Genomic DNA, 24,426 nt, shown 5'->3' with positions numbered 1-24,426 from the left:
GACGCGCGCAAGGGCGCGCTCCTCACCATGAGGGTGTGCTAGTTACTCTCCCTTCACGAATTTCGCGAACGCATCCGCATACTCCGGATGCCAGCGCGACAGCGGCGGGCGGTTCTCGATGATATCGCCGGCGGCCCACAGCATGCGCTTCTCGTCGAGTGCGCGGGGCACGTCATTGTCCGGGCACAGGATGTAGAAGTCGCCGGCCTCGAGCCGCGCCAGCATGAAATCCACGGTCTGCTCCGGCGTCCAGGCGCCGGCGGGCTTCTCGGTGCGGCCCTTGGCGGTGAGGCCGGTGAAGACGAAGCCTGGAATGAGCAGATGCGCGGTGATGCGGCAGTCCCTGGTATTGCGCAGCTCGTGCTGGAGGGCTTCCGTAAAAGCCTTCACGCCGGCCTTGGAGACATTGTAGGCGGGATCGCCGGGCGGGGTGGTGATGCCTTGCTTCGAGCCGGTGTTGATGATGAGGCCGGGTTTGCCGCGCGCGATCATGCCGGGCGCGAAGATGCGCGAGCCGTTGATGATGCCCCACATGTTGACGCCGATGATGCGCTGCCAATTGTCGGGCCCGGCGAACAATGTGCTGCCGGGCTGGATGCCGGCATTGTTCATCAGGATATCGGTGCCGCCGAAGCGGGCGCACACGGCGCGTTCCAGTTCCATCACGCTCTCGGCCTTGCTGACATCTACGGCAGACGTCATCACATTCCCGGCGCCTGCGACGGATGACAGTTTTGTTGCGGTCTCAGCCAGCCGCGGCTGATCGACATCGGCGATGCACAGCTTCATGCCGGTGCGCGCAAACGCCGCGGCGGCGGCAAATCCGATGCCGGACGCGCCTCCCGTGATCACGGCAACGTTGTCTTTGACGATGGCGGGATGTGACATGGCGGGGTCTCCGGCGAAGCTACATTGCGCTCCATCGCGTTATAGCACGCGCCTCGTGCGACCCTGCACAAGTCGGCATGGGAGGTCTTCGCTCCGCGCCGCCTTTACGCCTCTCCAGCGCGGCTGTATTTTATGCGACGAACGATCCCGCGCAGATCGAACCAATCAATCACCTGACAGGGAGTGCAGCCATGGCTGTGTCGCAGGCTATTCCGATCACGCGCCATCCATTCGCGAACGGGTCCTACAAGCAGATGCTGATCGACGGGAAGTGGGTCGATGCTGCCTCAGGCAAGCGCTTCGAGACCCGCAATCCCGCCACCGGCGAACTGCTCGCAACCGTTGCCGAAGGCGACAAGGAAGACATCGACCGTGCGGTCGCCGCCGCACGCAGTGCGTTCGAGGGGCCCTGGAGCAAGGTCAAGCCGTTCGAGCGGCAGAACCTGCTCTTGAAGCTCGCCGATCTCGTCGAGAAGAATTTCGATGAATTGTCGCAACTCGACACGCTCGACATGGGTGCTCCCGTCAGCCGCACCCGCGCCTATCGCCTGCGCGCGATCGGCATGCTGCGTTACTACGCCGGCCAGACCACCGCGATCCATGGCGAAACCATCGAGAACTCGCTGCCCGGCGAAATCTTCTCCTACACGCTGAAGGAGCCGGTCGGTGTCGTCGGCGCCATCATCCCCTGGAACGGGCCGCTGACGGCGACGATCTGGAAGATCGGCCCGGCGCTCGCGACCGGCTGCACCGTGGTGCTCAAGCCCGCCGAAGAGGCGCCGCTGACCTCGCTGCGCATCGCCGAGCTCGCGATGGAAGCGGGCGTGCCGCCCGGCGTCATCAACGTCGTTCCCGGCTATGGCGAGACCGCAGGCGCGGCGCTCGCCTCGCATCACGATGTCGACAAGGTCGCCTTCACCGGCTCGCACGTCACGGGCCAGTCGATCATCCGTGCGTCGGCCGGCAACCTCAAGCGCGTCTCGCTCGAGCTCGGCGGCAAGTCGCCGGACATCGTGTTTGCGGACGCCGATCTCGATGCCGCGGTGCCGGGCGCTGCGATGGCGGTGTTCGCCAATTCGGGGCAGATCTGCAGCGCCGGCACGCGTCTGTTCGTCGAGCAGTCGATCTACGAAGAATTCGTCGGCCGCGTCGCCGAGTTCGGCAAGAAGCTGCAAGTCGGCAACGGTCTCGATCCCAACGTGCAGATCGGCCCGCTGGTGTCCGAGCAGCAATTGGAGCGCGTCACCGGTTATCTCGACATCGGGCAGAAGGAAGGCGCCAAGGCGCTTGCCGGCGGCGGCCGTGTCACCGAAGGCGCGCTGTCGAAGGGCTTCTTCGTCTCGCCGACGGTGTTTGCGGGCGTCCAGGACAATATGCGCATCGCGCAAGAGGAGATTTTCGGGCCCGTCATCTCCGCGATCGCCTTCAAGGACATGGACGAGCTGGTCAAGCGCGCCAACGCCACCACGTTCGGCCTCGGCTCCGGCCTGTGGACCCGCGACGTCAGCAAGGCGCATGCAGTGGCGAGGAGCCTGCGCGCCGGCTCGGTGTGGGTGAATTGCTACCAGACGATGGACCCGGCCGTGCCGTTCGGCGGCTACAAGATGAGCGGCTACGGCCGCGAGTCCGGCAAGCAGCACGTCGAGGAATATCTCAACGTGAAGGCCGTCTGGGTCAAGACGGCGTAAGACCTGCTCTCTTCCGCGTTCCGTAAGAGGGAATATTTGATTTCGTGGGGCGGCGCTTTTCCGGTGGCCGCCCCTCGCTGTATGATCCGCATCCTTCCATAAACATTCGGGCCCAGCATGAAATTTCCGGCGTTGTTCAAACCGTTGCAGGTCGGTCCATACAGGCTTGCGCATCGCGTCGCGATGGCGCCGCTGACGCGGATGCGGGCCGAAGGCGAGAGCTTTTCGCCGCGGCCGCTCAACGCCGAATATTACGGCCAGCGCGCGACGCCGGGCGGCCTGATCATCGCCGAAGCGTCCCCGGTGCTCTCGCACGGCCGTGGCAATCCGGCGACCCCCGGCATCTATTCGGAGACGCAGATCGCGGGCTGGCGCAAGGTGGTCGATGCCGTGCACGCCAAGGGCGGCATCATCTTCCTCCAGCTCTGGCATGTCGGCCGCGTCTCGCATTCCTCTTTCCACGGCGGCGCGCTGCCGGTGTCGGCCTCGGCGATCCCGATCAAGGCCGAGGGCATGAAGGCGATGACCGCCGACGGCAAGATCGCCGACTACGAGACGCCGCGCGCGCTGGAGACCGAGGAGGTCAAGGGCATCGTCGAGGCGTTCCGCCAAGGTGCCAAGAACGCGCTCGCCGCCGGCTTCGACGGCGTCGAGATCCACGGCGCCAATGGCTATCTGCTCGAGCAGTTCCTGCAATCGCGCAGCAACCAGCGCACCGATCAGTATGGCGGCGGAATCGAGAACCGCGCGCGCCTGCTGCTCGAAGTGACCCAAGCCGCGATCGAGGTCTGGGGTGCGAACCGCGTCGCCGTGCGGCTGTCGCCACACGGTATCGCCAATGATTCCGGCGAGGGCGATCCGATGCCACTCTATACCCATGTCGTGAAGGCGCTCGACAAGCTCGGTCTTGCCTATCTGCACTTCATCGAGCCGCGCTCCAGTGGCGCGGGGCGTGCCGACGTTAACTGGCATAACGTGCCGTCCGCGATGGTGCTGTTCCGCCCGCTCTACAGTGGCGTGCTGATGACCGCCGGCGGCTTCACCGGCGAGACCGCGAATGCGGCGATCGCCGAGGGACACGCCGACATCATCGCCTTCGGTCGCATCTTCATCTCCAACCCCGATCTGCCGCGGCGCCTCGAGCACGACTACCCGATCACGCCGTACAACCGCGCGACGTTCTATGGCGGCGAAGAAAAGGGCTATACGGATTATCCGGTGTATGACGAGCTGACGCCGGCGTAGGGACCTTCGTAGCCCGGATGGAGCGCAGCGAAATCCGGGATTCGTGCCAGCGTCGAGATTCCCGGATTGCGCTTCGCTCCATCCGGGCTACGGAGTTATTGCGTGGCTCCGACCGCACCACATATTCCGTCATTGCGAGCGCAGCGAAGCAATCCAGACTGTCTCCGCGGAAAGATTCTGGATTGCTTCGCTACGCTCGCAATGACGACGGAGAGAAATCCCCATGGCCAAAGCCGCAGCCGCCGCAGGAATCGCCACCGGCCAATGCCTGTGCGGCAAGGTCAGCTTCGAGATCGACGTGCCCGCGCGCTGGGCCTGGCACGATCATTCTGCCAGTAGCCGCCGCGCCCACGGCGCGGCCTACGCCACCTATGTCGGGAGCTGGAAGAAGCGCTTTCGCATCACCGCCGGCAAGGCTGCGCTCACGCGTTATGAGGACAGGGCCACGAAGACAACGCGCAGCTTCTGCTCGCATTGCGGCACGCCGATCGCCTATGAGCGCCCGCGCGGGCCGCACATGGTCAATATCCCCCGCGCGCTGTTCAACGAGCGCACCGGCCGCCAGCCGCTCTATCACATCGCGATCGAAGAGCTGCAGGAATGGGCCTATACCGGCGAGCCGCTGGTGCCGCTCAAAGGCTTTCCGGGCGTGGTCTGGCAACGCTCGAAAAAGAAGAAGCGGGCGGGTGGCGAGGACCCGTTCGAGCTTGGGCGCGACGAGATGTAGCTGCGCCCTCCTGCCCCGGACGCAGCGCAGCACCGCTTCGGTGATGCGCTGCTGAGCCGGGGCCCACGCATCGGCGAACTCCGCACAATCTGGGGCCCGGCTCTGCGCCGCAAGGCTGCGCGCTGCGTCGCGTCCGGGACACGAGATCGTCGCACGCAACGCAGCCATGACCGCACTTCCTTGCGCGCCTCCTCCGACTTCGGTCATCATGCTTTCAGTCCTTGCGGCAACGTCCGCTCCTGGAGGAAACATGAAGAACAAGATCACCGGCCGCTCCGCCTTTCTCGCGATGCTCAAGGACGAGGGCATCACGCATCTGTTCGGCAATCCCGGCACCACCGAGCTGCCGATCATGCACGCGCTGAAGGACCATCCTGATCTCACCTATGTGATGGCGATGCAGGAGAGCCTGGTGGTGGCGATCGCCGATGGTTACAGCCGCGCCTCCGGAAAGCTCGTCGCCTGCAACGTCCATGTCGCGCCAGGCCTCGGCAACGCGATGGGCTCGCTCTACAACGCGCAGTTCACGGGCACGCCGATGATCCTCACCGCCGGCCAGCAGGAGCAGGGTCACGGCCTGATGGAGCCGGTGCTGTACGGTCCGTTGGTGCGCATGGCCGAGCCGCTGGTGAAATGGGCGGTCGAGGTGACGCGTCTGGAAGACCTGCCGCGCATCGTGCGCCGCGCGGCAAAGGTCGCGACCACGCCTCCGACCGGCCCCGTGTTCATCTCGCTGCCTGGCGACATCCTCAATAGCGAGGCCGGCATCGATCTCGGCCGTTCCACCCGCATCGACGCGCGTACCAAGCCATCGGATGAGGCGCTCAGGGCCTTTGCTGCGCGGCTTCTGAAAGCCGAGCGCCCTGTGATCGTCACCATGGACGAGGTCGTCAAGAGTGATGCGCTGAAGGAGGCGGCTGAATTGGCCGAGTTGCTCGGCGCCGCCGCGTATCAATCCTCGACGCCCTATGGTTCGCACTTCCTCTCGGAGAGCCCGAGCTTCGTCGGCACGCTGGCGCGGGTTCAGAAGGCGGCGCGCGATACCCTCGCACCTTACGATCTCCTGATCGCGCTCGGCGGCGATCCCCTGCGCATGTCGGTCCATAGCGAGGTCGATGCGCTGCCGGATGGTCTCGGCATCGTGCAGGTCGGTCTCGCGGATTGGGAGATCGCCAAGAATTACGGGGCCGAGATCGCGCTGAAGGCGGATTTAAAGGAAACCTTGCGCGCGCTGATCCCGGTGCTGAAAGAGTTGGGTGGTGCAACACTCGCGAGCCGCGCCAAGCAGCGCCTCGCCGAGCTTGCGCCGAAGAATTGGACCGCGCGCCGCGCCGCGCTGATCGAGCAGATCAGCAAGAGCGCCGGCCGCACACCGATCGATCCGGATTTTCTGGTGCTGCAAATGGTCGAGGCCATGCCCGACCATGCCATTCTCGTCGACGAAGGGCTCACCTCCAGCCGCCAGATCACGAGCCTGCGTCCGCATCGCGATCGCTACGGCTATCACGGCCTCGCCTCCGGCGGCATCGGCTGGGGCCTGCCGGCCTCGGTCGGCGTCAGCATCGCCAATCCGGACCGTCCCGTCGTGTGTTTCTCCGGCGATGGCAGCGCGATGTATTCGATCCAGGCGCTGTGGACGGCGGCGCATCACAAGCTGCCGCTCAACGTCGTCATCGCCAACAATGGCGGTTACCGCATCATCAAGCAGCGCCTGCTCGCCTTCCATGGCGATGACAATTACATCGGCATGGATTTCGTCGATCCGCCGGTGGATTTCGCCGGCATCGCCAAGGCGCTGGGCTGCGAGGCGATCAGGGTGAGCGATCCGCGGGAGCTGAAGGCAACGCTGGCGTCAGCGTTCGGCCGACCGGGGACGAAGCTGATCGAGGTGATGGTGGATGGGAAGGTTTGAGACGCGATCGAGTTCCCACACACTCAGCGTCATCGCCCGGCTTCGACCGGGCGATCCAGTATTCCAGAGACAGCTGTTGTCTACGGAGAAGCCGCGGCGTACTGGATGCCCCGGTCAAGCCGGGGCATGACACCGAGTGTGTGGTGGCTACCCCTTCTTCCCCACGCGATACACCGCCGCCGGATGCGGCGCACCTAACCGCGCACGGCCGGCGCCGAACAGCTTCTCCCGTAGCGTACCCTTGGCATAGTCCGCCTTGTATCGTCCGCGCCGCGTCAGCTCCGGCACCAGCATATCGGCGATGTCCTCGAAATCGCCGGGCGAGATGGCAAAGGCGACGTTGAGGCCGTCGACGTCGGTCGCCTCGAACCATTGCTCGATCTTGTCGGCAACCATCTCCGGCGTGCCGACCACGACCGGGCCGGCGCCGCCGATGCCGACATGCTCGATGACGTCGCGCACGGTCCAGACCCGGTCGGGATCGGCGCGGGTGACGTTGTCCATGGCGCTGCGGCCGGCGTCGTTCTGGACGTGCCGCACCTGCTGGTCGAGGTCGTAGCCGGAGAAATCGACGCCGGTCCACCCCGACATCAGCGCCAGTGCGCCTTCCGGGCTGATGTGGCGGCGATAGTCGGCGTATTTCTCTTTCGCCTCGGCTTCCGTCCGTCCCAGGATGATCGTCATCATCGAGAACATCAGGATTTCGGTCGGGTTGCGGCCGAGCGCGGCGGCCTCTTGCCGGATTGCTGACACGCGCGGCGCGATCACCTTGGCCGACGGTCCCGACATGAACACGCATTCGGCATGCTTTGCCGCAAACTGCCGGCCGCGCGGCGAGGTGCCGGCTTGGTACAGCACCGGCGTGCGCTGCGGCGAGGGCTCGCTGAGATGAATGGTGTTGTTGATGCGGTAGTTCGCGCCGTCATGATTGACGCGATGCACTTTCGTGGGATCGGTGAAAATGCCGCGCTTGCGGTCGCGCAGCACAGCGTCGTCTTCCCAGCTTCCTTCCCAGAGCTTGTAGACGACCTCCATATATTCGTCCGCGATGTCGTAGCGGTCGTCATGCCCGGTCTGCTTGTCCTTGCCGGCGCCGCGCGCAGCACTGTCGAGATAGCCGGTGACCACGTTCCAGCCAATGCGCCCCTCGGAGAGGTGATCGAGCGTCGACATCCGCCGTGCGAACGGGTAGGGCGGCTCGAAGGACAGATTGCTGGTGACGCCGAAACCGAGATTTTGCGTCACCGCCGCCATCGCCGAGAGCAGCAGCAGCGGCTCGTTCGACGGCGTCTGCGCCGCATTGCGCAAGGCTGCGTCAGGGCTGTTGCCGTAGACGTCATAGACCCCGAGCACGTCGGCCAGGAACAGCCCGTCGAAGCGGCCGCGCTCCAGCGTCTTGGCGAGATCGATCCAGTAGGGCAGGCGGTTATAGTCGGCAGTGCGGTCGCGCGGATGGGTCCACAGGCCCGGTGACTGGTGTGCGACGCAATTCATCGCAAAGGCGTTGAGCCGGATCTGCTTGGCCATGATGTCCCTCGGCACTCTGTACTGAGTACTCTTCGAATGGTAGACGTGCGCCCGAATTTGGCGAAGTTCTTGCATATCCTAGACTTGGATGTCTCGGCCTTGGCAAGGCCAAAATCCGTAGCGCTGCCGCGCTTGGCAAGCCGATCTCAAGAGAGCAAGAACGAAATCCCAAGCGAACTCAAATCCCAAGAGAACTCCGAGAACTATCGACGTCCCCGCCACTTTCGAAGTCCCGCCCGTCTCGGGTAATGTCCTTCGTCCCAAAACCTCGAAAAGCAAGTCATGACCAGAGCCGACGCCATCGCCCGCGCCCGTGAGGATTTCAAATCCGGTGCGTTCCTCACCGAGCTCGACCGCCGCGTCGCTTATCGGACCGAGAGCCAGAATCCGTCGCGCGGCACTGAGCTGCGCGCCTATCTGGAACAGGAAATGCAGCCGGCCTTTGCTGCGCTTGATTTCACCAGCCGCATCGTCGAATCCCCAAGCGGCAAGGCGCCGTTCCTGTTTGCCGAGCACCACGAGAGTGTCTCAGTGCCGACCGTGCTGATCTACGGTCATGGCGACGTCGTCGATGGCATGGAGGGGGAGTGGCGCGATGGCCGCGATCCCTGGCGCACGACGGTTGTGGGCACGCGCCTCTATGGCCGCGGCACCGCCGATAACAAGGGCCAGCACAGCATCAACATGGCGGCGCTCCGCGCAGTGCGCGAGGCGAGAGGCGCCAAGCTCGGCTTCAACGCCAAGTTCATCGTCGAGATGGGCGAGGAGATCGGCTCGCCCGATCTCGGCAAGGTCTGCGACCTCAATCGCGACGCGCTCAAGGCCGATTTGTTCATGGCCTCCGACGGGCCGCGCCTGTCCGCCGATCGCCCGACGCTGTTCCTGGGCTGCCGCGGCGGCATCCGCATCCATCTCGACGTGAACCTGCGCGATGGCGGCCACCATTCCGGCAATTGGGGCGGCGTGCTCGCCAACCCCGCGACCATCCTGGTCAACGCGATTTCCACGCTGGTCGACGGCCACGGCCGCCTCCAGCTCGACGCACTGAAGCCGCCGCGGCTCACCGACCAGATCCGCAGCTATCTCGCCGACGTGCAGGTGGTGCCGACCGCGGACGAGCCGGCGCTGGCCGAGAATTGGGGCGAGGACGGACTATCGGCGGCCGAACGGCTCTACGCCTGGAACACGCTGGAAGTGCTGGCGATGTCCTCGGGCAATATCGAGAAGCCGGCGAACGCCATTCCCGGCCATGCCAATGCCGTGCTGCAACTGCGTTTCGTGGTCGGGACCAAGATCGAGGGCCTGATCGATGCCATCCGCGCGCATCTGGTCGCGAGGGGTTTTCCGATGGTCGAGGTGCGGGCGGCCCAGAGTTTTGCTGCATCGCGCACAGACTTCGACAGCCCCTGGATCAAATGGGCGGCGGATTCGGTACAGGAGACCACCGGCAAGGCGCCGGCCGTGCTGCCCAATTTCGGCGGCTCGCTGCCCAATGACGTGTTCTCCGAGATCCTGGGCCTGCCGACGATCTGGGTGCCGCACTCCTATCCCGGCTGCTCCCAGCATGCGCCCAATGAGCACATCCTGCTGCCATTGACCGAAGAGGCCTTGACGGTGATGGCCGGGCTGTTCTGGGATCTCGGCGAATTGCCGGCGCCGTTAACCTGAGCCTTTGATCCAGCCGAAAGTTACATTCTAATCCGGCTCGATTTGTGCTTGCATCCGGGCCGCATCATCCGAAAGGGGAAGAAAAAGTGAAACATTTCCGTCACATCGGGCTCGCGCTGGCCGCGACCTTCGTCGTCAGCGCGACCTTCGTCGTCAGCCAGGCCGGTGCCCAGGAGCTGACCGGCACGCTGAAGAACATCAAGGACACCGGCGCGATCACGCTGGGCTTCCGCGACTCCTCGATCCCGTTCTCCTATCTCGACGACAACCAGAAGCCCGTCGGGTTCGCGATGGACATCTGCTACAAGATCGTCGACGCCGTGAAGAAGGAGCTCAAGCTCGACAAGCTCGAGGTCAAGCTCAACCCGGTGACGTCGGCAACCCGCATCCCCTTGATGGCGAACGGCACGATCGACCTCGAATGCGGCTCGACCACCAACAACGCCGAGCGCCAGAAGCAGGTCGCCTTCACCAACACCCACTTCCTGACCGCGAGCCGCTACGTGTTCAAGAAGTCGAGCGGCCTGAAGTCGATCGACGATCTCAAGGGCAAGACGGTGGTCTCGACCGCGGGCACCACCAACATCAAGCAGCTCACCGAAGCCAACGTCGCGAAGGGCCTCGGCGCCAACATCATTCCGGCCAAGGACCACGCCGAAGCCTTCCTGATGGTCGAGACCGACCGCGCCGTCGCCTTCGTGATGGACGACATCCTGCTGGCGAGCCTCGTTGCCGGCTCGAAGTCGCCGAACGACTATGCCATCTCCAAGGATGCGTTCTCCAAGCCCGAGCCCTATGGCATCATGCTGCGCAAGGACGATGCCGCCTTCAAGAAGGTGGTCGATGCGGCGACGGCGGCCCTCTATACGTCCGGCGAAGCCCAGAAGATCTACGAGAAATGGTTCACGGCCAAGATCCCGCCGAAGGGTCTGAACCTCAACACGCCGATCTCGGCAGAGCTGAAGAACGAGTTCGCCAAGCCGACGGACTCGCCGAACCCGGACGATTACAAGTAAGATGAGCTATTCGCCTCTCCCCCCTTGTGGGGAGAGGCGGTATATTTCGGCCATTCTGGAGGGAGAATGGCCGGACATTTGCATAGGCGCCGGGACATCCATGACTGGCGCGTTCGCGCGGGGGACACGTGAACTATAACTGGAACTGGGGAATCTTTTTCCAGCCGAACCCGATGGGGACCGGCACCTATCTCGACATGCTGCTGTCGGGCCTGGTGCTGACCCTCAAGACCGCGGCGCTGGCCTGGGTCATCGCGCTGATCACCGGCTCGATCGTCGGGGTGATGCGCACGCTGCCGTCGAAGGGGGCGAACTGGTTCGGCTTCGCTTACGTCGAATTCTTCCGCAACATGCCGCTGCTCGTGCAGCTGTTCCTGTGGTTCTTCGTGCTGCCGGAACTGCTGCCAAGAGGCGCCGGCATTTGGCTGAAGCAGCTGCCGAACGCGCCGTTCTGGACGGCGGCGATCGGCGTCGGCTTCTTCATGTCGGCGCGCGTGGCCGTGCAGCTGCAGGCCGGCATTGGGTCGCTGCCGCGCGGGCAGAGGATGGCGGCAACCGCGCTGGGTCTGACCACCGTGCAGGGCTATCGCTATGTGCTGCTGCCGATGGCGTTCCGCATCATCCTGCCCCCGCTGACGTCTGAGTTTCTCAACACCATCAAGAACACGGCGGTCGCGATCACCATTGGCCTGCTCGAGCTGACCGGACAGGCGCGCTCCATGCAGGAATTCTCGTTCCAGGTGTTCGAGGCCTTCACCGCCGCGACCATCCTCTACCTCCTCGTCAACGCCGTCGTCGTGACCGCGATGCGCTTCCTCGAGCGCTGGGTTGCGATTCCCGGCTACATCACGGGGAAATAAGCGATGTTCGGCAATCTCGATTTCGACGTCATCCGCCGCGCGCTGCCCTACCTGTTCTACGAGGGAATGACCTTCACGCTGACGCTGACGGGGCTCGCAGCGCTCGGCGGCCTGGTCTTCGGCACGGCGCTCGCGCTGATGCGCCTATCCGGCTTCAAGATCCTTGGCCGCATCGCCGGCGTCTATGTCGACTTCATGCGCTCACTGCCGCTGGTGCTGGTCATCTTCTGGTTCTACTTCCTGGTGCCCTATATCGGGCAGTGGCTGACCGGCGCCTCGCGCCCGATCAGCGTCGGCGCGTTCGCATCCTCGCTCATCACCTTCATCATGTTCGAGGCGGCGTATTTCTCCGAGATCATGCGCGCCGGCATCCAGTCGATCTCGCGTGGGCAGCCCGCCGCGGCCAGCGCGCTGGGGCTGACTTACGCCCAGACCATGCGCTACGTCGTGCTGCCGCAGGCCTTCCGCAACATGCTGCCGGTTCTGATCACGCAGACCATTGTGCTGTTCCAGGACACCTCGCTGGTCTACGTGCTGTCAATCACCGACTTCCTCGGCGCCGCCAGCAAAGTGGCGCAGCGCGACGGGCGCCTGGTCGAAATGTATCTGTTCGCAGCTGTCGTCTACTTCACCATTTCCTGTGTCGCGTCCTTCGGCGTCCGCCGCCTCCAGGCGCGCATCGCCATCATTCGCTAGGTCGGAACGTGGATTTGAGCTCTCGACAGGTGGTGCCCTTCACCTCTCCCATAGGGAGAGGTCGGATCGCGCTAGCGATCCGGGTGAGGGGTTTTGCCCCAACCATAAATCTGAACCCCTCACCCGGCGCTTCGCGCCGACCTCTCCCCTTGGGAGAGGTGAACCGAGTCTGCCGCAGGGCTTGAGAAACACATGATCGAAATCAGCCACGTCAACAAATGGTACACTCCGAGTTTCCAGGTGCTGACGGATTGCACCACCAGCGTCACCAAGGGTGAGGTGGTCGTGGTCTGCGGTCCGTCGGGCTCGGGCAAGTCGACGCTGATCAAATGCGTCAATGCGCTGGAGCCGTTCCAGAGCGGCGACATCCTGGTCGATGGCACCAAGGTCAACGATCCCAAGACCAATCTGCCGAAGCTGCGTTCGCGCGTCGGCATGGTGTTCCAGCACTTCGAGCTGTTTCCGCACCTCAAGATCATCGACAATCTCTGCCTCGCGCAGGAGAAGGTGCTGGGGCGGTCGCACGACAAGGCGCTGACCAAGGGCACGCAGCTTTTGGAGCGCGTCGGATTGAAAGAGCAGGCGCAGAAATTTCCGGCGCAGCTCTCCGGCGGTCAGCAGCAGCGTGTCGCCATCGCGCGCGCTCTCGCCATGGACCCCATCGCCATGCTGTTCGACGAGCCGACCTCGGCGCTCGATCCGGAGATGATCAGCGAGGTGCTCGACGTCATGGTCGACCTCGCCCGCGAAGGCATGACCATGATGGTCGTGACCCACGAGATGGGCTTTGCCCGCAAGGTCGCCAACCGCGTCATCTTCATGGACCGCGGCGAGATCGTCGAGGACGCCGCGAAGGACGATTTCTTCGGTAAGCCCCGCAGCGACCGCGCGCAGAAGTTCTTGTCGAAGATCTTGTCGCATTAATTCCACCGTCATTCCGGGACGCGCCTCTTGGCGCGGGCCCGGAATCCATTGGGCGGCAGGACACGAGGTGAAATGGATTCTCAGATGCGCAATTGCGCATCATAGCTCGTCGCTTCGCGCCGCCCCGGAATGACGAATAGAGGGGTGATCGCGACCTCCGTTTCGCGTATAACGCCCCAAATTCCCCATTTCCCGCCAGGAGACCTGCCTTGGACTCGATCGCCTACGTCAACGGCTCGTTCGTCCCGCTCTCGGACGCGAAAGTCTCGATCCTCGATCGCGGCTTCCTGTTCGCCGACGGCATCTACGAGGTCTCGGCCGTGCTCGACGGCAAGCTGGTCGACAACGCCTCGCATCTGGCGCGGCTGGAGCGCTCGGTCGGCGAGATCAAGCTGAGGCTGCCGGAGACGGTCGAGCGCATCACCGAGCTCCAGAAGGAGCTGATCGCGCGCAACAAGGTCGAGAACGGCCTCGTCTACCTCCAGGTGACGCGCGGCGCCGACAAGGGCCGCGACTTCGCGTTTCCCAAGGGCGACGTCAAGTCGAGCCTGGTGATGTTCACCTCGCAGAAGGACATCATCAACGCGGCGTCGGCGAAGACCGGCATCAACGTGATCACCGTGCCCGACATCCGCTGGGAGCGGCGCGACATCAAGAGCGTCGCGCTGCTGGCGCAGGTGCTGGCGAAGCAGGCCGCGGCCGAAGCCGGCGCCGGCGAAGCCTGGATGCTGGAAGACGGCTATGTCACCGAAGGCGGCTCGTCCTCAGCATTCATCCTGACACAGGACGACGTCATCGTGACCCGCAAGAACTCCAACGCGATCCTGCCGGGCTGCACCCGCAAGGCCGTTGTGGCGCTCGCCGAAGAGCGCCAGCTCCGCGTCGAGGAGCGCTCCTTTACGGTGGCCGAGGCGCTCGCCGCCAAGGAGGCTTTTGCGACGTCGGCCTCACTGTTCGTCCAGCCGGTGGTCGCGATCGACGGAAAGAAGATCGGCGACGGCAAGCCCGGCACGATGGCAACGCGGCTGCGCGAGATCTACGTGGAGTTCGCCAAGGCGACGGCGGTTTAGGCGGCGCATCCAGGTGTCATCGCCCGGCTTGACCGGGCGATCCAGTACGCCGAGACGGTCGTGATTGGATCGAGAGGCCGCGACGTACTGGATGCCCCGCCTGCGCGGGGCATGACAGCCGAGAGGGTGGAGACAAGGTCCCTCACCCCACTGACGCTTTCACCTTCACCGGGTGAACCGCGCGGAACGAGATCGCAATCCTGTTCCAGGCGTTGATGGCGCCGATCAGCATGGTCAGGTTCACGGTCTCCTCCTCGGAGAAATGTGCCCGGACCTGCTCGTAGACGTCGTCCGGCGCATGCGTCTTTGAGATCAGCGTCACCGCTTCCGTCCAGGCCAGCGCGGCGCGCTCGCGGTCGGAATAGAGCGGGGATTCGCGCCAGGCGTTGAGCAGATAGATGCGCTGCTCGGTCTCGCCGCGCTTGCGGGCGTCCTCGGTGTGCATGTTGATGCAATAGGCGCAGCCGTTGATCTGCGAGGCCCGGATCTTGACGAGCTCGATCAGTGATTTCTCCAGGCCCGTCGACTGGATCTGCGTCTCCAGCGCCATCAGTGCTTTGATCGTGTCGGGCGCGGCCTGGTAGTAGTTCATGCGGGGCTTCATGGTCGTTCTCCTTTCGTGGGGTGAGGTCAGTGGGCTCCGCCAGCGGAAGTCTGGCCGGGCTTCTTCAGGAAGAGGCCTGCGATCAGGGCCACGATCAGCGCCGCGCCGAGCAGATAGAAGGTGTCGCTGAAGGCGAGGATATAGGCCTGCTTCTGCACGATACGACCGATCGCGACATAGGCGCGATGCGACGCATCCGCATGATCGAGGATGCCGTGATTGATGAAATATTGCGTGAGCTGCTCCAGCCGCGTGCGCGTCGCCTGCTCGAACACCGAGACCGACTGCGTCAGCACGTTGGAGTGATACTGCTCGCGCTTGGTCAGCACGGTCTGCAGCAGCGCGATGCCGACGGCGCCGCCGAGATTGCGCATCATGTTGAACAGGCCGGACGCGGAGCCCGCATTCTCCGGCTCGATGCCTGATGTCGCGACGGCCGACAGCGGGGCCATCACCAGCGCCTGGCCGATCGCCCGAACCACATTGGGCCAGAGCAACTGATCGGCGGCATAGTTGCTGGTCATATAGATATTCATGAAGTTGGAGGCCGCGAACAGGACGAAACCGACACCGATGATGATCCTCGCGTCGAACTTCTGCATCAGCCGCGGCACCAGCGGAATCAGCACGAGCTGCGGCAAGCCGGTCCATGCCAGCACCAAGCCGATCTGCTCGGCGTTGTAGCCCTGGATGCGAGCCAGATATTGCGGCAGGATGAAGACCGAGCCGTAGAGCGCGACGCCGAGCAGGAAGTTCGCGAGCATGCCGAAGCCGAAATTGCGGCGCACGAGCAGACGAAGGTTGAGCAGCGGCTTCTTCACCGTGAGCTCGATGATCAGGAACGCAGTCAGCGCAACGACGGCGATCATCGACAGTTTCACGATGAAGGGCGAGCCGAACCAGTCGTCCTTGTTGCCTTCCTCCAGCACGGTCTGGAGCGCGGACAGGCCGATTGCCATGGTGACGATGCCAGCCCAGTCGCCCTCGCGCAGGAGCGAAAGCTTCATCGGCCTTGCGTCGAGCGCGTACCAGAGCATGCCGACCATGATCGCGCCGGGCACGAGGTTGACGTAGAAGATGTATTGCCAGCCGAAATTCTCGGTGAGATAGCCGCCGATGGTCGGGCCGATCGCGGGTGCGAAGGTCGCCGACAGCGCGAACAGGGCAAGGCCCACCGGCTGTTTTCCGCGCGGCAGCAACGTGATGATCAGCGTGAAGGCCATCGGAATCAGCACGCCGCCGGTGAAGCCTTGCACCGCGCGCAGCACGATCATCTGCGACAGATCCTGCGCCAGCGCGCAGGCCGCGGACAGCGCCAAGAACAGGATCGCGTTGGTAAGGAGATAAATCCGGATCGAGAACACCTGCGCGAGCCAGCCGGAGAGCGGAATCACCACGATCTCGGCGATCAGATAGGAGGTCGAGATCCAGCCGCCGTCGTCGATGCCGGCGCCGATCGCACCCTGGATGTCGGCCAGCGAAGCGTTGACGATCTGGATGTTCAGCACCGCCATGAAGGCGCCCAGTGTCGCACCGATCACGGCGATCCATGTTCTTGCGGAAACCGCCGGCGTGGCGGGCGCAGCAGGGGCGGGGAGGCCGGCTGCGGCGTTGAGGGTGGGTTGGAGCGTGCTCATGGAAGCCTCGTCAGCTTCAGCCGCCGTTCGGACGGGACGTGTTGTCGGCGAGATGCCTGGCCGTCTCGCGTTCGGCCAGCACCGCCTGCTTGGTGTCGACGGTCGGCACCGCGGACATGCCGGGGCGCAGCAGTCCGGTGAGGTTATGATCGTCGAGCACGATCTTCACCGGCACGCGTTGCACGATCTTGGTGAAATTGCCGGTGGCGTTGTCCGGCGGCAGCAGGGCGAATTCGAGCCCGCTCGCCGGCGACAGGCTGTCGATATGGCCGCGCAAGGGCTGGCTGCGGAAGCTGTCGACGCGCAGCTCGACCGGCTGGCCGGGACGCATATGCGTGAGCTGAGTCTCCTTGAAGTTCGCAACGACATAGACCGCATCGAGTGGCACCACGGCCATCAGCTGTGTGCCGGCCTGCACGTACTGGCCGACGCGCAGCGAACGTGCGCCAACCGTGCCGTCGACCGGCGCTGTGATCTCGGTATAGGACAGGTTCAGCGCCGCCTGCTGCGCTACCGCACGGGCGCGCTCGAGCTGGGCCGTCGCCTGGGCGCGCTGGGTGGTGAGCACGTCGACCTTGCGCTGCGCCGCCAAGAGGCCGGATTTGGCGTGCTGCAATTGCGCGGTGCTGGCGCGCAGCGCCGCATCGGTCTGCTGCGCGCGCTGGATCGTGCCGGAGCCCGACTTCATCAGGTCGTCGTAGCGGGCGCGTTCCTCCTGGGCGAATTTCAAATTGGCGTCCGCAGCAGTGACGTCGGCGGTGCTCTGGGCGATGATCGGCTGCTGCAATTCGAGCTGGGCATCGATGTTGCGCACCGAGGCTTCGCCGGCGCCGACATCGGCGCGGGCCTGGTCGAGTGCTGCCTTGAAGTCACGATCGTCGATTTTGGCTAGCGGCTGGCCCGCTTTGACCTTCTCGTTGTCGCCGACCAGCACCTTCGCGATGTAGCCGGAGACCTTAGGCGCGATGATCGTGGAATCGGCCTTCACATAGGCGTCGTCGGTGGATTCGAGGTAGCGGCCGGTGGTCCAATAGTCGTGTCCGAAATAGACGATTGTTGCCGTTCCTGCGAGGAGTGCGAGCACCAACGCCGCGCGCCGGACCAACGTCCGGGAGGGCAGGCGCGGCGGCGTCTTGGAATAAACATCAATGATTTCAGTTGCTTGCTGGAAGTTTTCGGTGCGCGGCATTTCGGACATGGTGGTCTCCTATCGGCGTGCTGAGACTATCTTTCTTTCTCGCTTCGATGATAATCGGCGAAATACCGGAAGGATTATCCATTAAGGGTGGATAGTCCGGGGGATCGCCTTATTGCCTGAGGTCTACCGAACCGGATGTGCCGCTGCCCCAGAGCGATTGCCGCGCCTGTCGAGCAATTGCTGCTAACGAGGGCCCACGCCGCGCGAACCTGTAGGCGGGCGAGACCGCCTGGGTGATCTGTTAGATAATCCCGGCGAATTCCTTGCGATTATCGATCAAGAGCGGATAATCAGGCGGCATGGACCGATTGACCAGCCTCGAAGTCTTCAGCCGGGTGGTCGAGACCGGCGGCTTTTCCGCAGCAGCCCGCAAGCTCAACATGTCGACCAGCATGGTGAGCAACCATGTCCAGGCGCTGGAAGACCGGCTCGGCGTCCGGCTGCTCAATCGCACCACGCGCAAGGTCAGCCTCACCGAGATCGGCAAGGCCTATTACGACCGTGCCACGCAGATCCTCGCCGATCTCGAGCAGGCCGACGACATCGCGAGCGAATTGCAGTCGGTGCCTCGCGGTACGCTGCGCATCCACGTCGCCACGCATATGGTGCCGTTCGTCGCGCCGGTGGTGGCGCAGCTCCTGGCGACTTATCCGGAGCTCAAGATCGACCTACGTATGGGCGAGGCCGACGTCGACCTCATCGAGGAAGGCTATGACGTTGCCCTGCGTATGACCGCACCGCCGGATTCGAGCCTGATCGTGCGCAGTCTCGCCACCTGGCGGCACGTGCTGTGCTGTTCGCACGATTATCTCGAGAGGCATGGTCGTGTTCAGAAGCTCGACGAACTCGCCGCGCACCACTGCGCCCGTCACTTGAACTATCCTTTCGGCGACGAGTGGCGCTTCTTCGACCGCAAGGGTGCTCCGGCCTCGGTACGCATCTCCGGCCGCTTCGTCACCAATAGCGGGGAAGCGCTGCGGAAAGTCGCGCTGGACGGGGCGGCTGTCTGCCTGATGGCCGGGTTTCTGGTTCAGGACGATCTTGAAGCAGGCCACCTCGTTCGGCTCCTGCCCGAATATCGCCCGGTCGAGATGTCGATGAACGCGGTCTATCCGCACCGCCACCATCTGTCGGCGAAGGTCAGGACCTTCATCGACATGCTCGTGCATCACAGCGCCGAGCAGCAGAAGCTGATCAATCCCTATTCATGAGCGGCGCGGCGGTCAGGCCGCTCGCGCCGTTATCGGCTGGGCCAGCAGGGATTCGACCTCTGACTTGACCGAGGCGATCGCAGCCTCTTTCACGGGCCCATAGCCGCGGATGTTCATGGGGGCCTTGGCCACGACGATGAAATCTGCCAGGCGTGCCGCGTCGAGCCCGCCGAGCACTCGGTCGATCAGGTCCTCGTACCAGGCGATCAGCTCGCGCTCGGCGCGCCGTTCGGCGGTGTAGCCGAATGGATCGAACGGTGTTCCGCGCAGCCCCTTCAATCGCGCCAGCATGGCGAGCGGCATCTGGATCCACTGCCCGAAGGCGCGCTTGCGCGGACGTCCACGTGCGTCGCGCCTTGACGGCAGGAATGGCGGGGCAAGGTGATACTGGATGCTGAAGCCGTCCTCGAACTCGCGCTTCAATTCGTCGATGAAGCCGCTCTGCATGTGCAGCCGCGCCACCTCGTATTCGTCCTTGTAGGCCATCAGCTTGAACAGGGCGCGGGCCACCGCATCGGTCAGGGCCTCGCTGCTCAGGACAGCCTCGGCGCGGCGGACCTTCGCCACGATCGCCCGATAGCGCGCTGCATAGGCCTCATCCTGATAGGCGGTGAGGAAATCGGCGCGGCGTTCAACGAGCTGGTCGAGTGTCTCGACCGTTGGCATATCGTCCGTCTTCGGCAGAAATTCCGGATCGGCAGCGGCGATGCGGCCCCAGGCGAAAGCCTGCTTGTTGCGCTCGATGGCGACGCCGTTGAGCTCGATCGCGCGCAGCAGCGCTTGCAGCGAGACCGGCACCAGTCCGTGCTGCCAGGCAAAGCCCAGCATGATGATGTTGGCATAGACGGCATCGCCGAGCAGCCGTTCGGCCAGCGCATTCGCGTTGAGCGTGTCGAGATTGTTGTCGCCGATCACGCGGCTGATCGCGCGCAGGCGGGCAGGCGAGGCGAGGTCGGCGTCGCGGAAGCGGACGACGTCGCCGGTCGGCATCTCCGCGGTATTGATCGCGGCACGCGTGCCGCGGCGATAGGTGCCGGAGGCCTTCGGCGAGGAGCTCACGACAAGGTCGCAGCCGATCAGCGCATCGGCCGCGCCCTGGTCGATGCGCACCTGGTGCAGCGCCTCGGGGGAAGCGGCAAGCCGGATGTAGCTCAGCACAGGCCCGAATTTCTGCGCAAAGCCGGTAAAATCCAGCACCGAGACGCCGCTTCGTTCGAGATGGGCGGCCATACCGATCAGCGCACCGACCGTGATCACGCCGGTGCCGCCGACGCCGGTCACCAGCAGGTCATAGGGCCGGTCGAGCGTTGCGAAGGCGGGCAGGGGAAGCGTCGCGGCGCGGCCGATCGCGTCGATCTGGCTCGCGCTCTTCTTCCGGCGCGTCGCGCCCTCGACGGTAACAAAGCTGGGACAGAAGCCGTTGAGGCAGGAAAAGTCCTTGTTGCAGGCCGACAGATTGATCTGGCGCTTGCGGCCGAACGGCGTTTCCTTCGGCTCGACGCTGAGACAGTTGGACTCGACCGAGCAATCGCCGCAGCCTTCGCAGACGAGATCATTGATGTAGGCAAAGCGCTTCGGGTCGTTCATCTGGCCGCGCTTGCGCCGCCGGCGCTTCTCGGTGGCGCAGGTCTGCTGGTAGATCAGCACGGAGACGCCGGGCACGCCGCGCAGTTCGCGCTGCACGACGTCCATCTCCTCGCGGGGATGGATAGTGACGCCGGTTGGCAGGTCGGGCGGAGAAAATTGCGCGGGATGGTCCGACACCAGCGCGATGCGCTCAACACCTTCGGCGCGGACGCTGTGAGCGATGGCATGCACGCTGATGGGCCCGTCGACCGGCTGGCCGCCGGTCATTGCGACGGCGTCGTTGAACAGGATCTTGTAGGTGATGTTGGCCTTGGCGGCGATCGCCTGCCGGATCGCCATCGAGCCGGAGTGATAATAGGTGCCTTCACCGAGATTCTGGAACACGTGCTTGTGGCCGGTGAATTTCGATGAAGCCGCCCAGTTCACGCCCTCGCCGCCCATCTGGATCAGCGAGGAGGTCTCGCGGTCCATCCAACTCGCCATGAAATGGCAGCCGATGCCGGCCAATGCCTTGGAGCCCTCTGGCACCTTGGTCGAAATGTTGTGCGGACATCCCGAGCAGAAATAGGGTGTGCGCGTTGCCCCTGGGACGTTGATCGTGCGTGCCGCCTCCGGCATCAACGCAGCTGCGCGCGCGGCGAGATTGAGGCCCGGAAACATCGGGTCGAGCCGGCGCGCCAGCACGGCAGTCAGCGCGCGCGGCGACAATTCGCCGATCCAGGAGATCAGCCGCGCTCCTTGCTCGTCGTGCTTGCCGACCATGCGCTCGGGCTTCGCGCCCGGATAGTCGTAGAAATATTCCTTGAACTGGCTCTCAATGATGCCGCGCTTCTCCTCGACCACGAGGATCTCGCGCTTGCCCTTCACGAATTCCATCGCGTCATGCAGCGCCAGCGGCCAGACCATGCCGACCTTGTAAACGTCGATGCCGATGCTGCGGCAGGCCGCTTCATCGAGGCCCAACAGCCGCAGCGCTTCCATCAGGTCGAGATGCGCTTTGCCCGTGGTGACGATGCCGTAGGTCGCGTTCGGAATGTCGTAGATGTGCCTGTCGATCGGATTGGCCTTCGCAAAGGCGTAGACGGCGTGCTTCTTCGCTTCCAGCCGCTCCTCGATCTGCGGTCCGGGCAGGTCGGGCCAGCGATAGTGCAGGCCGCCCGGTGGCGGCGTGAAGTCGGGCGCGCGGAAGTCGCGGGGCGGGCTTAGCGCCACGGAGGCGCCCGACTCCACGATCTCCGAAATCGCCTTGAAGCCGACCCACATGCCGGAGAAGCGGCTCAGCGCGTAGCCATATTCGCCGAATGCGAGGTATTCGCTGACGCTTGCGGGGTGCAGCGTCGGCATGAACCAGCTCATGAAGGCGACGTCGGACTGGTGCGGCATCGAGGACGAAACGCAGCCATGGTCGTCGCCGGCAACCACCAGCACGCCGCCATGCGGCGAGGAGCCATAGGCGTTGCCGTGCTTGAGCGCATCGCCGGAGCGGTCGACGCCGGGGCCCTTGCCGTACCAGAGCCCGAACACGCCATCGACCTCGCGGTCCGCTTGCGTCTCGACCTGCTGCGAGCCGAGCACTGCGGTCGCGGCGAGGTCTTCGTTCACAGCGGGAAGGAATTCGATGCGGTCACGCCTAAGCCGCTCCGGGATGCGCCAGAGCTCGAGATCGATGCCGCCGAGCGGCGAGCCGCGATAGCCGGAGATGAAGCCGGCGGTGTTGAGGCCGCGCGCGCGATCGCGCCTGACCTGGTCGAGTGCGACACGGACGATCGCCTGTGTGCCGGTCAGGAAGACACGGCCTTCCTCACGGTCATAGCGGTCGGAGAGTTCGTAGATGTCGAGCGACGGAATGGCGTCCATGAGGACCTCCCGCGGCATTCCCTGCCGGATCAGCAGAGGGTAGGCCCGGGCGGCTGGTAGGTCTTACCTATCTTTCCTGATAGGAGCTTCGTTCTGGTAGATATGTCCGATTTGGCCTATTATTCGGTAAAATTATCCAGTTTGGCGGGATCTCATGATCGAAGAGCAGGACACGCGGATTCTTGCGCACCTCCAGAAGGACGGCCGCGCCACCAACCAGCAGCTTGCCGATGAGGTCGGCATGTCCACCTCGGCCTGCTGGCGGCGGGTACGCGCACTGGAGGAAAGCCGCGTCATCCGCGGCTACGCCGCGCTGATCGATCGCGAGCGGGCGGGCTTCGCGATGTCCGCCATCCTCCACGTCTCGCTGGAGCGGCATGACGCGAAGTTCGTCGACGAGTTTGTGTCTCGCGTCACCAAGCGCCGCGAGGTGCTGGAGTGCTTTGCGACCACGGGCGATGCCGATTATCACTTGCGTGTCGTCGTGCAGGACATGGCCGCCTACAACAGATTCTTGGACGAGTTCATGTTCCGCATCCCCGGCATCCGCTACGTCCGCAGCAACGTGGTGCTGAAGGAGATCAAGACGGGCGTGGCGTTGCCGTTTTGAAGCAATGTCGCCAGGGATCCGCGGCTCACACCGTCTCCAACCGTCGGCGCAGTTGGCGCAACGAGAGGAGATGCAACAGGATCGAGCATGGCACGACGAAGGCAGGGGTCAGCACGTTCGGAAAACGATCCAGGGCCATGCTCGGGCCGTCCGGAATGATCAGCTGGAGCGGGCCCGGCGACATGATCATCCCCAAGGTGATCGCGACAGCCAAGTCCGCCAGGCCGAAGACGTTCCAGAAGATGCCTGCCTTCCGCCCGTCAGCTGTCCCGGTTGCCAAAGCCATGGCCGCCGGCACGGCAAGCAGGCCAGTCAGCACATCGCCGGTTCCTGCCGGTAGCGCCCACAATCCCGGCAGCAGCCCGCGCAGCCAGTAAGCCAGCCATTGGCTGCCGAAGATGCGGTAGAGTTGAAGGGCGATGAGCCAGGTCGTCGGCATTGCATCCAGCAATTGTCCGATCCGCTTCGACGACAGCAACACCGGCGCACCGACGATTACCGGCAGCAGGATCGCCGCCGGAAGCAGCGGCAAGGGCGAAGCGCCGGTGCCGAATGCGCCGTTGATGGCTGCGGTCCAGGTGACGGCTGCCCAGAACGTGAAGGGGACCATCAAGGCCAACCAGGTTGCCCGGCGCTGTGCCGGCGCCAATTCCGTATTTTCGAGGCAGAGCCACAAGCCGAGCGCAATGAGTCCATGGGTCATCAACCGAACGCCAAGCGCAGGAAAGCCGCTCTCCGGAAGTGCGGGTAGCGCGATGATCAACCAGGTCCACAGCAGGGCGAACGGCACGGTCCAGGTCAGGCTGAGCCAGATGGGACGCTGGGCAGTCATGGTGGCGGAAACAGCATCGGTGCTCATGTGCTCACTCCATTTGGAACGCCGTGGTTGCGGGCGCGTGCAAGGGCAGCATCGCGGCCGGCACCCGACCGATCGCGATCCTGTCCGAGGTCACGGACTTTTTTCTCTGTTCCGGCCCTGAGCAGAATCATGAATGCAAGGGCATGGCCGACTAGCAGCAGTGGTACGTAAAGTGTGGGGATATAAATGCCGGCGCCGAACAGGCCGGGATCCGGGATCTTTGTCGCGCCCATGTAGTACGCGTTCAGGAGGTCAAGCGTTCCCCAGACGTTGAAGATCCAGACCACCGGGATGGCGATCGACCATCGCCTGGAGAGCGCCGCCATCGACAGAAGCGCGAGGACAGCAGCGATAAGATCACCCCATCCCACCTCGGCGGCAAAGCGCGAACTCAACTCCGCAGAGACGAACCCGGTCACCATGAAGTTCATTCCCAAGAACCTGAACGCATGGAAAGCTGCGATGAGTCTCAGGGCGTCATAGCGCGGCATCACGCGGATCGCCGGCCAAACATAGATGGCAGCGACCACCGAGCTGGTCAGGAAAGCGCCGGCGACGCTGAGAACGAATGGAAGATTGAAGTTCGGCGGCACGTTCGGATTCCCTATGATTGACCATGCTGTCGAGCCGGGACGATGCCTA

General features: G+C 64.1%; 20 protein-coding genes. 12 read left to right on the top strand and 8 right to left on the bottom strand.

Going from position 1 to position 24,426, the window contains the following annotated elements; genetic code table 11:
• Nucleotides 1-42 precede the first annotated feature (42 nt).
• On the bottom strand, nucleotides 43-888 hold the full coding sequence (locus AAE027_RS26415; protein ID WP_370986406.1) for an SDR family NAD(P)-dependent oxidoreductase: 846 nt from the start codon (nucleotides 886-888) through the stop codon (nucleotides 43-45).
• 191 nt (nucleotides 889-1,079) lie between these two features.
• Here AAE027_RS26415 and AAE027_RS26410 point away from each other — a divergent pair, with 191 nt between their 5' ends.
• The 4 genes from AAE027_RS26410 (at nucleotide 1,080) to AAE027_RS26395 (ending at nucleotide 6,460) form a co-directional block, all read left to right on the top strand.
• Complete coding sequence (locus tag AAE027_RS26410; RefSeq protein WP_370986405.1) at nucleotides 1,080-2,576, top strand: aldehyde dehydrogenase family protein; 1,497 nt, start codon at nucleotides 1,080-1,082, stop codon at nucleotides 2,574-2,576.
• Between the two features lie 117 nt (nucleotides 2,577-2,693).
• Nucleotides 2,694-3,821, top strand: coding sequence for an alkene reductase (locus AAE027_RS26405; protein ID WP_370986404.1), 1,128 nt, complete (start codon nucleotides 2,694-2,696; stop codon nucleotides 3,819-3,821).
• 223 nt (nucleotides 3,822-4,044) lie between these two features.
• On the top strand, nucleotides 4,045-4,548 hold the full coding sequence (locus AAE027_RS26400) for a GFA family protein (protein WP_370986403.1): 504 nt from the start codon (nucleotides 4,045-4,047) through the stop codon (nucleotides 4,546-4,548).
• Between the two features lie 250 nt (nucleotides 4,549-4,798).
• Entirely contained in the window at nucleotides 4,799-6,460 is a 1,662-nt protein-coding gene (locus tag AAE027_RS26395) for a thiamine pyrophosphate-binding protein (RefSeq protein WP_370986401.1), read from the top strand.
• A 147-nt stretch (nucleotides 6,461-6,607) separates the two neighbouring features.
• On the opposite strand, the gene AAE027_RS26390 is transcribed toward AAE027_RS26395, so the two are convergent.
• Nucleotides 6,608-7,987 (bottom strand): LLM class flavin-dependent oxidoreductase, encoded by a 1,380-nt coding sequence (locus tag AAE027_RS26390; protein ID WP_370986399.1) that lies wholly within the window; start codon nucleotides 7,985-7,987, stop codon nucleotides 6,608-6,610.
• 282 nt (nucleotides 7,988-8,269) lie between these two features.
• Here AAE027_RS26390 and AAE027_RS26385 point away from each other — a divergent pair, with 282 nt between their 5' ends.
• From AAE027_RS26385 to AAE027_RS26360, 6 genes are all read left to right on the top strand, one after another.
• Complete coding sequence (locus AAE027_RS26385) at nucleotides 8,270-9,655, top strand: M20 family metallopeptidase (protein ID WP_370986398.1); 1,386 nt, start codon at nucleotides 8,270-8,272, stop codon at nucleotides 9,653-9,655.
• An 86-nt stretch (nucleotides 9,656-9,741) separates the two neighbouring features.
• Nucleotides 9,742-10,671: an amino acid ABC transporter substrate-binding protein gene (locus tag AAE027_RS26380; protein ID WP_370986397.1), complete on the top strand. Its 930-nt coding sequence runs from the start codon at nucleotides 9,742-9,744 to the stop codon at nucleotides 10,669-10,671.
• A gap of 128 nt (nucleotides 10,672-10,799) precedes the next feature.
• Nucleotides 10,800-11,531 carry an amino acid ABC transporter permease gene (locus tag AAE027_RS26375; RefSeq protein WP_370986396.1) on the top strand — a complete coding sequence of 244 codons (732 nt, stop codon included), beginning with the start codon at nucleotides 10,800-10,802 and terminating at the stop codon, nucleotides 11,529-11,531.
• A gap of 3 nt (nucleotides 11,532-11,534) precedes the next feature.
• A complete protein-coding gene (locus tag AAE027_RS26370; protein ID WP_370986395.1) occupies nucleotides 11,535-12,227 on the top strand; it encodes an amino acid ABC transporter permease in 693 nt (230 codons plus the stop codon).
• Between the two features lie 192 nt (nucleotides 12,228-12,419).
• Nucleotides 12,420-13,151, top strand: a complete 732-nt coding sequence (locus AAE027_RS26365) for an amino acid ABC transporter ATP-binding protein (RefSeq protein WP_370986394.1) — start codon at nucleotides 12,420-12,422, stop codon at nucleotides 13,149-13,151.
• Between the two features lie 209 nt (nucleotides 13,152-13,360).
• Complete coding sequence (locus tag AAE027_RS26360; RefSeq protein WP_370986392.1) at nucleotides 13,361-14,221, top strand: D-amino-acid transaminase; 861 nt, start codon at nucleotides 13,361-13,363, stop codon at nucleotides 14,219-14,221.
• A 142-nt stretch (nucleotides 14,222-14,363) separates the two neighbouring features.
• Here AAE027_RS26360 and AAE027_RS26355 read toward each other — a convergent pair whose 3' ends face one another.
• The 3 genes from AAE027_RS26355 to AAE027_RS26345 are packed head-to-tail and all read right to left on the bottom strand — an operon-like array spanning nucleotide 14,364 to nucleotide 17,660.
• Nucleotides 14,364-14,825 carry a carboxymuconolactone decarboxylase family protein gene (locus AAE027_RS26355; RefSeq protein WP_370986391.1) on the bottom strand — a complete coding sequence of 154 codons (462 nt, stop codon included), beginning with the start codon at nucleotides 14,823-14,825 and terminating at the stop codon, nucleotides 14,364-14,366.
• 26 nt (nucleotides 14,826-14,851) lie between these two features.
• Nucleotides 14,852-16,462, bottom strand: coding sequence for an MDR family MFS transporter (locus tag AAE027_RS26350; RefSeq protein ID WP_370986390.1), 1,611 nt, complete (start codon nucleotides 16,460-16,462; stop codon nucleotides 14,852-14,854).
• Between the two features lie 16 nt (nucleotides 16,463-16,478).
• Nucleotides 16,479-17,660 carry an HlyD family secretion protein gene (locus AAE027_RS26345; RefSeq protein ID WP_091887035.1) on the bottom strand — a complete coding sequence of 394 codons (1,182 nt, stop codon included), beginning with the start codon at nucleotides 17,658-17,660 and terminating at the stop codon, nucleotides 16,479-16,481.
• 299 nt (nucleotides 17,661-17,959) lie between these two features.
• Between AAE027_RS26345 and AAE027_RS26340 the strand changes: the two genes are divergently transcribed.
• Nucleotides 17,960-18,871 (top strand): LysR family transcriptional regulator, encoded by a 912-nt coding sequence (locus AAE027_RS26340; protein ID WP_370986389.1) that lies wholly within the window; start codon nucleotides 17,960-17,962, stop codon nucleotides 18,869-18,871.
• A gap of 12 nt (nucleotides 18,872-18,883) precedes the next feature.
• Here AAE027_RS26340 and AAE027_RS26335 read toward each other — a convergent pair whose 3' ends face one another.
• Nucleotides 18,884-22,315, bottom strand: a complete 3,432-nt coding sequence (locus AAE027_RS26335; RefSeq protein ID WP_370986388.1) for an indolepyruvate ferredoxin oxidoreductase family protein — start codon at nucleotides 22,313-22,315, stop codon at nucleotides 18,884-18,886.
• A gap of 154 nt (nucleotides 22,316-22,469) precedes the next feature.
• On the opposite strand from AAE027_RS26335, the gene AAE027_RS26330 reads away from it, so the two are divergent.
• Complete coding sequence (locus tag AAE027_RS26330; RefSeq protein ID WP_091887029.1) at nucleotides 22,470-22,925, top strand: Lrp/AsnC family transcriptional regulator; 456 nt, start codon at nucleotides 22,470-22,472, stop codon at nucleotides 22,923-22,925.
• A gap of 25 nt (nucleotides 22,926-22,950) precedes the next feature.
• Here the strand turns inward: AAE027_RS26330 and AAE027_RS26325 are convergent, their stop codons facing one another.
• Both AAE027_RS26325 and AAE027_RS26320 read right to left on the bottom strand, forming a co-directional pair.
• Nucleotides 22,951-23,784 (bottom strand): MFS transporter, encoded by an 834-nt coding sequence (locus tag AAE027_RS26325; protein WP_370986387.1) that lies wholly within the window; start codon nucleotides 23,782-23,784, stop codon nucleotides 22,951-22,953.
• Nucleotides 23,781-24,377 (bottom strand): hypothetical protein, encoded by a 597-nt coding sequence (locus tag AAE027_RS26320; protein ID WP_370986386.1) that lies wholly within the window; start codon nucleotides 24,375-24,377, stop codon nucleotides 23,781-23,783. Before AAE027_RS26320 ends, AAE027_RS26325 begins: the two co-directional genes overlap by 4 nt.
• Nucleotides 24,378-24,426: the final 49 nt, after the last annotated feature.

Origin of the sequence: Bradyrhizobium sp. DN3, assembly GCF_041357655.1 — a bacterium.
In the GTDB taxonomy this organism is placed as follows: domain Bacteria; phylum Pseudomonadota; class Alphaproteobacteria; order Rhizobiales; family Xanthobacteraceae; genus Bradyrhizobium.
The sequence above is the reverse complement of the archived record's forward strand: the minus strand, read 5'-3'. Positions and strand labels throughout refer to the sequence as shown.

Excerpts from the sequence above, each read along its gene's own strand:
- AAE027_RS26415 (WP_370986406.1), bottom strand. The coding sequence starts at position 888 with ATGTCACATCCCGCCATCGTCAAAGACAACGTTGCCGTGATCACGGGA.
- AAE027_RS26410 (WP_370986405.1), top strand. The coding sequence starts at position 1,080 with ATGGCTGTGTCGCAGGCTATTCCGATCACGCGCCATCCATTCGCGAAC.
- AAE027_RS26405 (WP_370986404.1), top strand. The coding sequence starts at position 2,694 with ATGAAATTTCCGGCGTTGTTCAAACCGTTGCAGGTCGGTCCATACAGG.
- AAE027_RS26400 (WP_370986403.1), top strand. The coding sequence starts at position 4,045 with ATGGCCAAAGCCGCAGCCGCCGCAGGAATCGCCACCGGCCAATGCCTG.
- AAE027_RS26395 (WP_370986401.1), top strand. The coding sequence starts at position 4,799 with ATGAAGAACAAGATCACCGGCCGCTCCGCCTTTCTCGCGATGCTCAAG.
- AAE027_RS26390 (WP_370986399.1), bottom strand. The coding sequence starts at position 7,987 with ATGGCCAAGCAGATCCGGCTCAACGCCTTTGCGATGAATTGCGTCGCA.
- AAE027_RS26385 (WP_370986398.1), top strand. The coding sequence starts at position 8,270 with ATGACCAGAGCCGACGCCATCGCCCGCGCCCGTGAGGATTTCAAATCC.
- AAE027_RS26370 (WP_370986395.1), top strand. The coding sequence starts at position 11,535 with ATGTTCGGCAATCTCGATTTCGACGTCATCCGCCGCGCGCTGCCCTAC.
- AAE027_RS26365 (WP_370986394.1), top strand. The coding sequence starts at position 12,420 with ATGATCGAAATCAGCCACGTCAACAAATGGTACACTCCGAGTTTCCAG.
- AAE027_RS26355 (WP_370986391.1), bottom strand. The coding sequence starts at position 14,825 with ATGAAGCCCCGCATGAACTACTACCAGGCCGCGCCCGACACGATCAAA.
- AAE027_RS26350 (WP_370986390.1), bottom strand. The coding sequence starts at position 16,462 with ATGAGCACGCTCCAACCCACCCTCAACGCCGCAGCCGGCCTCCCCGCC.
- AAE027_RS26345 (WP_091887035.1), bottom strand. The coding sequence starts at position 17,660 with ATGTCCGAAATGCCGCGCACCGAAAACTTCCAGCAAGCAACTGAAATC.
- AAE027_RS26340 (WP_370986389.1), top strand. The coding sequence starts at position 17,960 with ATGGACCGATTGACCAGCCTCGAAGTCTTCAGCCGGGTGGTCGAGACC.
- AAE027_RS26335 (WP_370986388.1), bottom strand. The coding sequence starts at position 22,315 with ATGGACGCCATTCCGTCGCTCGACATCTACGAACTCTCCGACCGCTAT.
- AAE027_RS26330 (WP_091887029.1), top strand. The coding sequence starts at position 22,470 with ATGATCGAAGAGCAGGACACGCGGATTCTTGCGCACCTCCAGAAGGAC.
- AAE027_RS26325 (WP_370986387.1), bottom strand. The coding sequence starts at position 23,784 with ATGAGCACCGATGCTGTTTCCGCCACCATGACTGCCCAGCGTCCCATC.